This window comes from Rhodococcus sp. H29-C3 (genome assembly GCF_030063405.1).
Taxonomy (GTDB): Bacteria; Actinomycetota; Actinomycetes; order Mycobacteriales; family Mycobacteriaceae; genus Rhodococcoides.
Genome location: NZ_JASITC010000018.1, coordinates 1 through 11,857, shown reverse-complemented (window position 1 = coordinate 11,857; position 11,857 = coordinate 1). Strand labels below are relative to the sequence as shown.

General features: G+C 63.4%; 15 protein-coding genes. 11 read left to right on the top strand and 4 right to left on the bottom strand.

What is annotated here, in order from left to right; translation table 11 throughout:
* Window positions 1-10: 10 nt before the first annotated feature.
* From QMK32_RS22845 to QMK32_RS22815, 7 genes are all read left to right on the top strand, one after another.
* Window positions 11-919 (top strand): phosphate/phosphite/phosphonate ABC transporter substrate-binding protein, encoded by a 909-nt coding sequence (locus tag QMK32_RS22845; protein ID WP_283477714.1) that lies wholly within the window; start codon window positions 11-13, stop codon window positions 917-919.
* Window positions 916-1,710, top strand: coding sequence for a phosphonate ABC transporter ATP-binding protein (locus QMK32_RS22840; protein ID WP_283477713.1), 795 nt, complete (start codon window positions 916-918; stop codon window positions 1,708-1,710). Before QMK32_RS22845 ends, QMK32_RS22840 begins: the two co-directional genes overlap by 4 nt.
* Complete coding sequence (gene phnE, locus QMK32_RS22835; protein WP_283477711.1) at window positions 1,707-2,528, top strand: phosphonate ABC transporter, permease protein PhnE; 822 nt, start codon at window positions 1,707-1,709, stop codon at window positions 2,526-2,528. The genes QMK32_RS22840 and phnE overlap by 4 nt, the downstream gene beginning before the upstream one ends.
* On the top strand, window positions 2,525-3,541 hold the full coding sequence (locus tag QMK32_RS22830; protein ID WP_283477710.1) for a zinc-binding dehydrogenase: 1,017 nt from the start codon (window positions 2,525-2,527) through the stop codon (window positions 3,539-3,541). Before phnE ends, QMK32_RS22830 begins: the two co-directional genes overlap by 4 nt.
* 120 nt (window positions 3,542-3,661) lie before the next feature.
* Window positions 3,662-5,821 carry an MMPL family transporter gene (locus tag QMK32_RS22825; protein ID WP_502943743.1) on the top strand — a complete coding sequence of 720 codons (2,160 nt, stop codon included), beginning with the start codon at window positions 3,662-3,664 and terminating at the stop codon, window positions 5,819-5,821.
* Between the two features lie 30 nt (window positions 5,822-5,851).
* Window positions 5,852-6,082 carry a YgaP-like transmembrane domain gene (locus QMK32_RS22820; RefSeq protein WP_283477709.1) on the top strand — a complete coding sequence of 77 codons (231 nt, stop codon included), beginning with the start codon at window positions 5,852-5,854 and terminating at the stop codon, window positions 6,080-6,082.
* Between the two features lie 39 nt (window positions 6,083-6,121).
* The gene (locus QMK32_RS22815; protein ID WP_283477708.1) at window positions 6,122-6,532 is read left to right on the top strand and encodes a DUF302 domain-containing protein; all 411 of its coding nucleotides are present in this window, start codon (window positions 6,122-6,124) and stop codon (window positions 6,530-6,532) included.
* Between the two features lie 70 nt (window positions 6,533-6,602).
* On the opposite strand, the gene QMK32_RS22810 is transcribed toward QMK32_RS22815, so the two are convergent.
* The 4 genes from QMK32_RS22810 to QMK32_RS22795 are packed head-to-tail and all read right to left on the bottom strand — an operon-like array spanning window position 6,603 to window position 9,499.
* Entirely contained in the window at window positions 6,603-7,328 is a 726-nt protein-coding gene (locus QMK32_RS22810) for an MFS transporter (RefSeq protein WP_283477707.1), read from the bottom strand.
* On the bottom strand, window positions 7,304-7,720 hold the full coding sequence (locus tag QMK32_RS22805; protein WP_283477705.1) for an MFS transporter: 417 nt from the start codon (window positions 7,718-7,720) through the stop codon (window positions 7,304-7,306). The genes QMK32_RS22810 and QMK32_RS22805 overlap by 25 nt, the downstream gene beginning before the upstream one ends.
* Before the next feature lie 43 nt (window positions 7,721-7,763).
* Window positions 7,764-8,432: a class I SAM-dependent methyltransferase gene (locus QMK32_RS22800; protein WP_283477704.1), complete on the bottom strand. Its 669-nt coding sequence runs from the start codon at window positions 8,430-8,432 to the stop codon at window positions 7,764-7,766.
* Between the two features lie 2 nt (window positions 8,433-8,434).
* Window positions 8,435-9,499, bottom strand: coding sequence for an NAD(P)/FAD-dependent oxidoreductase (locus QMK32_RS22795; protein ID WP_283477702.1), 1,065 nt, complete (start codon window positions 9,497-9,499; stop codon window positions 8,435-8,437).
* Between the two features lie 106 nt (window positions 9,500-9,605).
* Here QMK32_RS22795 and QMK32_RS22790 point away from each other — a divergent pair, with 106 nt between their 5' ends.
* The 4 genes from QMK32_RS22790 (at window position 9,606) to QMK32_RS22775 (ending at window position 11,733) form a co-directional block, all read left to right on the top strand.
* On the top strand, window positions 9,606-10,184 hold the full coding sequence (locus QMK32_RS22790; RefSeq protein WP_283477701.1) for a helix-turn-helix domain-containing protein: 579 nt from the start codon (window positions 9,606-9,608) through the stop codon (window positions 10,182-10,184).
* Window positions 10,185-10,325: 141 nt separating this feature from the next.
* On the top strand, window positions 10,326-10,595 hold the full coding sequence (locus tag QMK32_RS22785) for a metal-sensitive transcriptional regulator (protein ID WP_283477700.1): 270 nt from the start codon (window positions 10,326-10,328) through the stop codon (window positions 10,593-10,595).
* 32 nt (window positions 10,596-10,627) lie between these two features.
* Window positions 10,628-11,128, top strand: a complete 501-nt coding sequence (locus tag QMK32_RS22780; protein ID WP_283477699.1) for a hypothetical protein — start codon at window positions 10,628-10,630, stop codon at window positions 11,126-11,128.
* 224 nt (window positions 11,129-11,352) lie between these two features.
* Window positions 11,353-11,733 (top strand): histone-like nucleoid-structuring protein Lsr2, encoded by a 381-nt coding sequence (locus tag QMK32_RS22775; RefSeq protein WP_283477697.1) that lies wholly within the window; start codon window positions 11,353-11,355, stop codon window positions 11,731-11,733.
* Window positions 11,734-11,857: the final 124 nt, after the last annotated feature.

Genomic DNA, 11,857 nt, shown 5'->3' with positions numbered 1-11,857 from the left:
AGGAGAACCGATGTTCAAGCCCCGCCACGCGGCCCTCATGATCGCCGCGCTCACCCTCACCCTCACCGCCTGCGGCGACAGCTCCGACTCCGCTGCAAGCACTCCCACTTGCCCAGGCGGAAAGATCCGCTTCGGTGTGGAGCCCTTCGAGGATCCCGCCAAACTGACCCCGGCGTTCCAGGTCGTCGGCGAAGCTCTGTCGGAGAAGCTGAACTGTCCCGTCGAGGTGACCGTGGTGGACAGCTACTCCGCCGAGGTCCTCGCCATGCGCAACGGGCAACTCGAGCTCGGTGTCTTCGGCCCGCTCGGTTACGTTTTCGCGAGCCAGGAGGCCGATGCCCGCGCGCTCGCCTCCTTCGGGACGGCCGACGGCCAGCTCTCGACCTACACGGCCGGGATCTGGGTGCCCAAGGACTCCGACATCGACTCGATCGACGATCTCCGCGGACGCACGCTCGCCCTCTCCGAACCTGGATCGACCTCGGGTGACGGTCTCCCCCGAATGGCGCTGCGCGAGAGCGGAATGAAGGACGACGACGTCAATATCACCTACGCAGGCGGCCATCCCGAGGCGCTGCTGGCATTGGCCAACGGCAAGGTCGACGCCGCCGAGATCAACTCCCAGCAGCTGGCGACCTCCACCGGGGAGGGCCAGTTCGACACCTCGAAGTTCCGTCAGGTGTGGACCTCCGACCCGATCCCCAACGACCCGATCACCGTCGCAGGCGGAACAAGCCCAGAATTCCAGAAAGCCGTCGCCGACGCCCTGGTGGACCTGCCGCCCGACGCCGTCGCCGAGGCGGGCGCTCTGCTCGACGTCGACCCGGCCGGACAGCTCCTGCCCGTAGACAAGAGCACGTATCAGCCGCTGTTCGACCTCGCCGACGCCCTCGGTCTCACCTCCAAGGACGCGGAATGACCGCCGACGTGTTGTCCACAACAACCAGGGGCGCAATTACTTTCGATCGCACCGCTCCCGCATTGTCGATCCGTGCGTTACGAACTTCCTTCGGTGACCGTACCGTCCTGCACGGCGTCGACCTCGACGTGCACGCCGGGGAACTGGTGGGCATCCTCGGCGCCAATGGGTCCGGGAAGTCGACGATGCTGCGATGCGTCGTGGGCCTGACCTCGGTGGACGGCGGCAGCATCGAGATCGGCGGCGAATCCGCACTGACCCAAGGCCGTGTCCGTAAGGCAGCCATGGTGTTTCAGCAGATTCATCTTGTCGGTCGAAGATCGGTCCTCGACAACGTCTGCGCAGGCGCCCTCGGCAGATTGTCGCTCCGCCGGTCGTGGTCCACCCTCGCATTCCCCCGAGCCCTGCGGGAGGAGGCGATGGGATGCCTCGACCGCGTCGGGCTCGCCGACCGAGCACACGACCGCGCCGACCGGCTCTCCGGCGGCCAGCAACAACGCGTCGCCATCGCCCGTGCACTGTGCCAACGAGCTCCCGTCCTCCTCGCCGACGAACCCGTCTCGGCCCTCGATCCGGCCTCGGCCGAACAGGTCATGACGTTGCTGCAGTCCTTGGCTTCCGACGGCATCGCCGTCGCCGCGGTACTGCATCAACCAGATCTTGCGCGACGGCATTGCCATCGCATGGTCGGGCTCGATCAGGGCCGGATCTCCTTCTCCTGCGCGGCCTACGACCTGGACGACGACACCATCACCGCGCTCTACAGCCCCTCCGAAAGAGTTGAACAATGACCACACTCGATGTTCGACGCCTCGAGGTACCACCTCACCCGCGCCGCCGAATGGGCCTGATCGGGGGCGCCGCCCTCGTCTTCGGTTTGGTCGCCGTGCACATCTGGGCGGTGGAGGAAACCGATGTGTCCGCAACCGCTCTCATCAGCGGGTGGCAGGGCATCGCCTCGTTCCTCGGTTCCGCTTTCCCACCGGACTTTTCGTGGACGACCGTCGTTCAACCCGGCATCGAAGCATGTCTGGTCACGCTGGCGATCGGACTCGTCGGCACGACGTTCTCGATCCCGTTCTCGATCCTGTTCGCCGTACTCGGATCACGGTCGACGAACCGCAACCCGTTCGTATATCAGGCCGCTCGCGCCGTCATGTCGTTCCTGCGCGCGGTTCCGGACATCGTGTTCGCGCTCATCTTCGTCACCGCCGTCGGGCTCGGACCGTTCGCAGGCGTGCTTGCGATCATCCTGCACAACACCGGAGTGATGGCCAAGCTGTGGTCCGAAGCGATGGAAGAAATCGACCAGGGACCCATCGACGCACTACGCGTCGCCGGCGCGTCGAGCACGCAGGTAGCGGTACATGTAGTCCTGCCGACGGTCGTTCCGCAGTTCGTCGGGCTGCTGCTCTACCGGCTCGACGTCAACGTCCGGTCCTCGCTCGTCCTCGGGCTGGTCGGCGCAGGTGGTATCGGATTCCTCATCAACCAGTCGATCTCACTGTTCCGTTTCGATGAAATGATGACTTACATCCTGATGGTTCTGGTGCTCGTCGTCGCCGTCGACCTGCTCAGCGGTGCAGTGCGCAAGCGCCTCGGGGCATGACCGCTCTCGCGGCGGTGTGGTCAGGGACCTCGTTCTCCCTCCAGCGGGTGCCGTTACCGGACTTGGCCGATGGTGAAGTCCTCGTCGAGATCGAACTGTCCACGGTGTGCGGAAGCGACCTCCACACTGTCGCCGGACATCGCAGCACACCGGTCCCCACCGTCCTCGGGCACGAAAGCGTCGGACGCGTGGTCGCCATCGGCGCGAACGCGACCGTTGACTTCGGAGATCGGGTGGTGTGGACCGTCGGCACAGCCTGCGGCACCTGCAGGAGATGCATGCGCGGGGTACCGCAGAAATGCGTCGACCTCCGCAAGTACGGGCACACCGCGATCAGCGACCGGTGGACTCTCAACGGCGGCTTTGCAACTCACATACACCTCCTCGCCGGAACGCGCGCCGTCGTCGTACCGGAAGACCTGCCCGCTGCGCTCCTCGCCCCGGCAGGTTGCGCCACCGCCACCGTCGTCTGCGCGGCACGGCGGATCGGGCTCACCGCGGGTGACGCCGTGGTGGTCCTCGGCTGCGGCATGCTCGGGCTGACCGCAGTGGCCTACGCCCTCGACCGCGGTGCTGTATCGGTGGTGGCCTGCGATCCGGACCCGGCCCGTCGAGCAGCAGCCTCGGAGATCGGGGCGACTGCGGTGTGTGCGCCGGAAGAGTTGGCCGAGGTGGCCCGCGGAGCCGATGCCATCTTCGAACTGTCCGGGAGCTCGTCTTCCGTCGCCGCTGCACTCGACGTGGTGGAGCTGGGTGGGCGAATCGCGTTGGTGGGATCGGTGTTTCCCAGTTCAGCTGTGGCGTTCGATCCAGAATTTTTGGTCCGCAACCTCGTCACCGTCTCCGGAAGTCACAATTACGCGCCGTCCGACCTCGTCGAGGCCGTGGAGTTCTTGCAGCGCACACCGGCGGCGCATCTACTGGCTGCTGCCGTCGGCGAGCGTCATCCGCTGGAGGAGATCGATGCTGCCTTCGCCTCTGGGCGGTCCGCTGTGCGGGGCGCCGTCGGCTAGCTTCAGATGGGGTACCCCCGGGGGTACTTGCATACCCCCCTCGGTATGTGCGACAGTGGAACGACAGAGCCACCGCTGACCGCTGTCGGTCATATACCCCCACCCGTATAGGAGTAGCTGATGTCCGAGTCGGACACCGTTCTGGATTCACGTCGTGAATCGGAGAAACAACAGCGCCGCAAACCCGGCATACTCGGCCGACTGGGTAGCACCATGGTCACCCGTCGCAAGTGGGTGTTCGGGGTCTGGCTCATCGCTCTCGTCGCCCTCGGGTCCGCGGCACCATCGGTCTTCACCTCGCTCGCCGGCGCAGGATGGCAGGCCAACGGCTCCGAATCCGTCCAAGTCCGCGAGCTAGCGCAAGAACACTTCGGCGGAAACTCCTCCGCCGCGGTGCAGGTCGTGGTGCATTCCGACACCGCGACAATCGACGACCCCGCAGTGCAGCAGACACTCGCCGCAGTGACCGGAGTTTTCGACGGCGACGCCCGGTTCGGCGAAATCATCGCCCCACAACCCGGTATGACGATCAGCCCCGATCAGCACACCGGCATCGTCATCGCCGGCGCCAATGCGAGCACCGACGACATGGTCAAAGCCGTCGACGACGTCAAAGAGGACCTGACCGCGCTGTCCGGTGACGGCATCGAGGTCTACCCCACCGGATCGTCCGCACTGTGGTCCGACTTCAACAAAGCCAACCACGACGCCATGATTCAGGCCGAATTGATCTCCTGGCCAGTCACTTTGGCGATCATGGTCCTCGCGTTCGGGTCCCTCGTCGCCGCTGGCCTCCCGCTGCTGCTGACCGTCGCCGGACTCGTCGCCTCCGCAGGCGGGCTCGTCCTGCTGAACCAGGTGACGCCGATCTCGGTGTGGGCGATGAACTTCGCGATGATGTTCGCCCTCGCCCTCGGAATCGACTACGCCCTCTTCATCGTCTCCCGGTTCCGTGACGCCCTACGCAAGTCCGATCCGCGGGCTGCGGTCGCCGAAACCATGGACACCGCCGGTAAAGCAGTGGTGCTCTCCGGCCTGACCGTGCTGGTCAGCCTCACCGCCGTCCTACTCGTCCCTGCCCCCGCTGTGCGGACGATGGCCGTCGGCATCATGCTCGCAGTGTTCTTCGTCCTCGTCGCCACCCTGACCTTGCTACCGGCGACACTCGGCGCCCTCGGCCACAAGGTCAACGCCGCTTCACTGCCCTACGCCAAACGCCAAACCCATCGCTCACCGAAGTTCGCGGCCTGGGGCGAACTGCTCCACAAGCACCCCTGGCCGTTCGCAGTCGTCTCCGTCGGCATCTTGATCGCACTCGCATTGCCCGTCCTCGGGCTCAAGGTTGCGATGCCATCCATCGCCGTCGTCCCCGAGGACGCACCCGTCCGCCAAGGCTACGAACTGGTCCAAGCACAGTTCGGCGACGGAGCACCCGGCGCACTGCAGATAGTCGTCGCCGACGCCGACGCCCAACAAACCGCGTCAGCGGCAGCAGGCGTCGACGGAATCGCCATGGTCACCCCACCCCAATCCGCCATGGACGGATCAGGTTACTCCCTCCTACAAGCACTTCCGGCGGTCGATCCTTCGGACGAAGCGATGGGCACCATCCTCGCCGACCTCCGCGCAGAACTACCGGAGTCCGCACTGGTCGGCGGCGCACCGGCGGAGAACCTGGACCTGCAGCAGGCCCTGAACGACTACCTGCCGCTGGTCATCGGCATCATCCTCGTCCTCGGCTTCATTCTGTTGCTCGTCGCTCTGCAAGCTCCGCTGATCGCGGTGCTCGGTACCGTCGTCAGCTTGCTGTCCACCGCCGCCGCATTCGGCGTCGCGAAGCTGATCTTCCAGGACGGTCACGGCGCGTCACTGCTCGGCTTCACCCCACAGGGCTTCCTCGACGGCTGGGGACCGGTGTTCTTCTTCGCGATGATCTTCGCCATCGCGATGGACTACACCGTCTTCCTCCTCGCCACCGCGAAAGAACACTACGAGAAGTCCGGTGACGCCAAGATCGCCCAGGTCGACGGCCTCGCCCACTCCGGTCGCGTCATCCTCGCGGCAGCAGCGGTGATGGTCGCGGTGTTCTTCACCTTCGCGCTCTCCGACCCGCTACCTCCAAAAGAGATGGGGATCATTCTCGGTGTCGCAGTGCTACTCGACGCGGTACTGATCAGGCTCATCCTGCTCCCCGTCCTACTACGCCTGACCGGCCACGCGGCCTGGTGGTCACCGGCATGGCTCCGCAAGGTCCTACCGTCCATCAGCTTTTCCCACTGACATTTCGATACCGAAGATCGGAGACAAAAAATGATCGACAAGTTCTCGGGCTGGCCCATCGAACGCACCGTGCCCGCCCTCGCGGCCGTCGCCGTCACCACAGGTCTGGTCCTCGGCGAAACCAGCTCGCCGCGTTGGCGCTTCCTGAGCGCCTTCGCCGCAGCAAACCTGGGCCTCTACGCTGCAGTCGGATGGTGCCCGGCGAGCCTGCTACTCGCAAAAGCCGGCGTGCCCAGTCTTCGTAACGTTCGAAACGGGTAGTCCTTTCACAGGACCGCTCACAACCGAAAGGAATCACTTATGAACATTGCACTATCGACCACTTTGACCGATACCGACTTCGACACTGCCGTCGCCAAAACCAAAGAAGCACTCTCCGCGCAAGGCTTCGGCGTCCTCACCGAAATCGACATGCAGGCCACCCTGAAAGCCAAGCTCGGCGAAGACATGGAGCAGTACCTGATCCTCGGCGCCTGTAACCCGAACCTCGCCCACCGCGCGGTCGGCGTCATGCCCCAGATCGGGCTGCTGCTCCCCTGCAACGTCCTCGTCCGCGCCGACACCACCACCGCGGGCTCGTTCCTTGTCGAGGCAATGAACCCCGCCATCATGGTCGAGGTCACCGGTGAAGCCGAACTGTCCTCCGTCGCAAAGGAAGCGACGACCAAGCTGCAGGCAGCGATTTCCGCTCTCGGCGGCAAGAACTCCTGATCCAACCGACGGGGGCAGCCGGGTTCATCCTGGCCGCCCCCGTCTGCGTGCTAGGACGCAGGCACAGCAGCTAGGTTCGCTGCCGATCTGCGCGGAGCATCGCGATGATGACCACCAGTGCTCCCGCGAACAGTGCCGCACCTACCGTGAAAGCGACGGTGTAGCCGGCGAAAGTGCCCTCCAGTACAGCCTGCTCCCGTGGTAACCCGGGGCTGGCGGTGACGTGACGGTTCAACGCTGCTGCGTAGAGGGTATTGAGCAGTGCGAGCCCCAGCGTGCCGCCGATCTGCTGGCTGGTATTGAGCATGGCACTCGCCACGCCGGCGTCGTGAGGTTCGATACCGGAGAGAGCCACTGTCGACATCGGCACGAACACGAGCCCGAGCCCAATGCCCATCATCAACTCCGAGGGCAGCACCGAGCCGAGATACGTCGACGAACTGTCGAGAGTGATCATCCAGGCCAACCCTATTGTCGCGGTAGCCATTCCGAAGGCCATGAGCGGCTTGGGGCCGAAGCGCGGCAAGAGTGAGGATGCGAGAGAAGCAGTGCCGATAATTCCCGCACTGAACGGCAGGAATGCAAGACCGGCCATCAGTGGCTCGTATCCGAGGTTAACCTGCAGGTAGTAAGTGATGAACAACAACATCCCGAACATCCCGGCACCGAGAAGGAATGCGGTCAGATACGCGGCGCCGCGGTTGCGGTCGGTCACGATTCGGAGTGGGAGGAGCGGATGTATGGTGCGTGCTTCCACGAGGACGAAGGCGATCAACGAAGCGATGCCGACGGCCAAGGGAACCAGCGTCTGAACAGTGAGCCAGCCGGCGCCGTCCTTACCCGCCTCGGTGAAGCCGTAGACAAGTGCGACCAGTCCGACGGTAACCAGGATGGCACCGCGAATCCGAGCAGGCCGATGACGAACATCCGTTTGCGGCCGAGTACGTCGGCCACCCGCCCTCCGAGCAGAAGGAGACCACCGAAGGAGAGGGTGTAGGCCGTGATAATCCAGTGCCGGTCGGCATCGGTGATCGACAGTGCTGATTGCGCATGTGGAAGTGCAATATTCATGATCGGCGCATCGAGAACGACCATCAGTGTCGAGGTGGCGATGACGATCAACGCGATCCAGCGCCGCGGATCGACCGCAGCCTGCGTCGCGTCCGGCGCGAGAAGATTCGAACTCATCGAGAATGTGCCCTTCCTATGATCGTGGGAATTTCGTGAGATGTCAGTTTTCGCGGCCGATGCGGCGCAGCGCGATGACATTGTCGGTCACCGTGGCCGACTGCCCGTCGGGTCCCGATGCGGTTCGCTGTGCTGCGTCGACGCGTATCGGCTGCCAGTGATCGTCGTCGAGGTCGAGCTTTTTCAGGGCGTCTTGTGGTGTCGGGAAACGAATGTCGGGGTCTTGGTTCCAAGACCAGGGGGCCGTCGAGGCATGATCGACGATCAGAAGCAGACCCTGCACCGCGACGCTCGCTGCCGCTCTGCGGAGGACCTGTTCCCGGGGAATGTCGATCGGGGTGTGGAAGTACTGTGCGGACACCAGATCGAACGATCCGCCTGGCAGGGACTGCGATACATCGTATTTCTCGAACTTCACGTTGGCGGTGAGACCCCGTTCAGCAGCTTGGGCGCGGGCGCGTTCGAGGACAGTGGCGGAAACGTCGACCGCCGTGACCGTCCATCCCCTGCCTGCGAGCCAGAGTGCGTCCCCGCCTTCGCCGCAGCCGATGTCCAATACCGATGCCGGAGTCAGGTCGGCAGTGATATCGGCGAGCACGGCATTGGGCAATCCCGTCCACGGTCGAATATTCCTCTGGTAGTGAGGTTCCCAAAACGACTCGGACGCGACCGTGGGGTGTGGAACGGTAGAGCTGTCTTCATGTGTAGTCACTGTCAAGCCTTCGGTTCGGGGGATAATCCATGTCGTCTTACGCCCAGGATTCGTTCGCACACTTCCGCTTCTGCCGCGGCGGAGAACGGATCAGGTGCTGTCGGGGCGGCGGTTCGCTTCTCGGCAACGGCGCGACGCACGTCCTCGTCGAGGAGGCTCGCATTGATCGCCGCCGCGGCGGTGAATCCTGCCGCTGCCGAATTAATCACTCCGGCATACATATCGGTGACATTTCCGGCCACCCAGACGCCAGGCACCTGCGTAGTGCCGATCGGATCCGCGGCGAACACGGAGCCGAGGAGCGCCTCACCCGCTCTCTGTTCGGTTGGATTCAACTCGAGTGACTCGAGCACCTTCGAGTGCGCGGAGAAGAGCGGCGCAACTACCAATGCGCGGCAGGCGAGTGTGTCGCCCGCGTCCAACCTGACACCCGTCATGCGATCCTCGTCGACGAGCACGGTGGTGACGAGGCCGTCGATCACCGAGATTCCGCGGGCGGCGAGTGCTTCCCACTGCTCCTCGGTCGGTTCCGGAGCTGTGTGCAGAAACAATGTGACATCGTCACTGAGCTGACGGAACATCAGTGCCTGATGCACGGCGCCCGGCCCGGTGCCGAGGACCCCGATGGCCTGGTCCCGCACTTCCCATCCATGGCAGTACGGGCAGTGCAGCACGTCGCGGCCCCACCGCTCACGCAGGCCGGCGATGTCGGGGAGTGTGTCGGTGAGTCCGGTTGCGACCAGAAGCTTCCGGGCGATCACCTTCTGCCCATCGGCCACATCGATTGTGAAGCCAGTATCGGTGCGCTCCGCAGCAACAGCACTTCCGGAAATCACCGTACCGCCGTAGGACGACAGTTCGTCTCTACCGACAGCAGTCAACTCCGTCGCGGAGATGCCGTCACGAGTCAGGAAATTGTGCACCCCCTCGGCGGGCGCGTTGCGGGGGCGTCCGGCATCGACGACGATCACCGAGCGGCGGGAACGCGCCAGAGTCACCGCTGCGCTCAGCCCGGCAGCACCACCACCGATCACTGCAACATCCCAGGTACGGGATCGATTGTTCATGTCTTGTCCGTTCATTGTGAGTACCTCCGCGATGAATATGAGCTGCCTATATCCTCGCTGACAAGTTCTCTTGCTGATCTGTCAAGATGAAGGCATGAACTCCGACATGAGCACCTACTTGGAGCAGACCATCAGCGCAGTCGGGCCCCGGCTACGGGTCCTTCGCAGACAACGCGAGACCACACTCGCCGACCTGTCCGCGGCCACCGGGATCTCCGAGAGCACGCTGTCTCGGCTGGAGTCAGGGCATCGCCAACCCACCCTCGAGCAACTACTCGCTCTAGCGAGGACGTACCGGATGCAGGTAGACGAACTGATCGGCGGCCCGTTGACAGGCGACCCGAGGGTTCACCTGCAGCCGGTGACCCGTTACGGGATGACATGGCTACCGCTCACTCGCCGCGCCGGAGGAGTACAAGCACACAAGCTCATCATCCCGGCGGCAAGGTTCGGTGATACGCCGATACCGTCCTCGCACGAAGGTTACGAATGGCTGTACATACTCAACGGACGGGTCCGACTCGTGCTCGGCGACCAAGATCTGACACTCAGCCCCGGCGAAGCAGCCGAATTCGATACCCATGTCCCGCACTGGTTTTCTACCGCAGACGACGCGTCCGCCGAGTTGATCATTCTCTTCGGCCAGCAAGGTGAGCGCGCGCATCTTCGTGCCCGGTCGGAGTAATGACGCCTGATCGGAGACAGGGGCTACTCGCCCCCGACGCCGTTCTGCTCGATAGGCTGCAGCTCAGATGACGTCGGTGCCGTCTCTATGCCCCCAGGGGTACCATTGGGGAACGCCCAGCACAATCCGAAGGAGACCGACATGATCGGCGACGAAGACAGCATCGCATTGATACTCAACCGACTGCGACGCGCGCACGGCCAACTCGCTGGAGTGATCGGCATGATCGAAAACGGACGCGACTGCAAAGACGTCGTCACCCAGCTCGCCGCCGTATCCCGCGCACTCGACAAAGCCGGATTCAAAATCGTCGCCACCGGCCTACGCGAATGCATCACCGGCGAGACCGCAGACAACACCGCACCGATGACCGAAGCCGAACTAGAGAAGCTATTCCTCGCGCTGGCCTGACCGTCTGGAAGTGGCTGACGGGGGCCATCACAGTGCTGGTAACAGTGGTGTGCGGGGTGATCATCTTCACCTTCACACCACCAGTCGTCTTCTTCCCGGCCTACGCACTGGCCTCTGCGGTCTTACTGTTCCTGGGCGCACTATGGCTCGTACTCGCCCTGATCGGGTGGTTCAAATACCACTCGCTGCGATGGACCGCATTTGCACCGGCCATCGTCATCGTCACAGCTGCACTCGTCTTACTGTCCGTACCGTCGAAAGGCGCATTCGCGGTATCGAAAGGCGCACTGGAAACCGTCGCTCAGGACTGCACGAAATCCACGGACACCCGCCGAATCGGGGCATACTCGGTCCGTTCGGTCCGCCCCACCGACAGCGGATGCCTGTTCTTCATCGTGGGCGGCCTCATCGACTCGATCGGCTTGGCCTACCTACCCGACGGCGCCCCCTACCTCGGCGAACCGCGTCACGACGGAGACATCGGATACGAAGAATACGATGGCGATTGGTATCGGTTCGTCCAGCGATTCTGAGCCCGCAAGAGCATGTTTCTGTGTGCGGCAACAACTACTTATCGGCAACTCTGGTAATTCTAACTAGTGAATGCACTGGGGAATGGCTCGCTACTTAGCGACCGAACACCATCCACTCTTTTACGAGCCTTGAAACAGGCATATCGGTCCATTCTCAGTTTTCGCACAACCCGCATTTATTCGCTACTCTCGAGAGGAATACACACCTCGAAGGGATCTCGCACGTGGCGAAGCAAGTAATCTATGAATTGGTCGACGACATCGACGGCACAGCAATCGACGAAGGCGAAGGCGAATCGATCGAGTTCTCCCTCGACGGCGTCGACTACGTCATCGACCTTAAAACCAAGAACGCCAACGAATTCCGCAAGCGGCTCGAACTGTACGTCGGACACGCAACCCGCGTCGGCGGCCGCAAGCGCAAAGTAGCGTCAGCCGGCGTCGCCCCGAAGGCCACATCTTCCTCAGCGCCGACAGCCAAGCGTGACCCCGCTCAAACCCGTGCTATTCGCCAGTGGGCATCGGACAGCGGCTATGAGATCAACGACCGCGGACGCATTCCCGCCGACATCGTCGAAGCATACGAAACAGCAAACGCTAGCTAGCCTCGATCTTTCTTCCTGCTGATGTGGTGGCCTGATCGGTTCGAGATTGTCGTTTTCGGCTGCGTTCACGTCGATCGGGCGCGATGTGTCGGCCGATGTCGATCGGTTGAACGCTCGGTTCCAC

Bases quoted from the DNA above. Each gene is read 5' to 3' on its own strand.
- QMK32_RS22845 (WP_283477714.1), top strand. From the start codon at position 11: ATGTTCAAGCCCCGCCACGCGGCCCTCATGATCGCCGCGCTCACCCTC.
- QMK32_RS22840 (WP_283477713.1), top strand. From the start codon at position 916: ATGACCGCCGACGTGTTGTCCACAACAACCAGGGGCGCAATTACTTTC.
- phnE (WP_283477711.1), top strand. From the start codon at position 1,707: ATGACCACACTCGATGTTCGACGCCTCGAGGTACCACCTCACCCGCGC.
- QMK32_RS22830 (WP_283477710.1), top strand. From the start codon at position 2,525: ATGACCGCTCTCGCGGCGGTGTGGTCAGGGACCTCGTTCTCCCTCCAG.
- QMK32_RS22825 (WP_502943743.1), top strand. From the start codon at position 3,662: ATGTCCGAGTCGGACACCGTTCTGGATTCACGTCGTGAATCGGAGAAA.
- QMK32_RS22820 (WP_283477709.1), top strand. From the start codon at position 5,852: ATGATCGACAAGTTCTCGGGCTGGCCCATCGAACGCACCGTGCCCGCC.
- QMK32_RS22815 (WP_283477708.1), top strand. From the start codon at position 6,122: ATGAACATTGCACTATCGACCACTTTGACCGATACCGACTTCGACACT.
- QMK32_RS22805 (WP_283477705.1), bottom strand. From the start codon at position 7,720: ATGAGTTCGAATCTTCTCGCGCCGGACGCGACGCAGGCTGCGGTCGAT.
- QMK32_RS22795 (WP_283477702.1), bottom strand. From the start codon at position 9,499: ATGAACAATCGATCCCGTACCTGGGATGTTGCAGTGATCGGTGGTGGT.
- QMK32_RS22790 (WP_283477701.1), top strand. From the start codon at position 9,606: ATGAGCACCTACTTGGAGCAGACCATCAGCGCAGTCGGGCCCCGGCTA.
- QMK32_RS22785 (WP_283477700.1), top strand. From the start codon at position 10,326: ATGATCGGCGACGAAGACAGCATCGCATTGATACTCAACCGACTGCGA.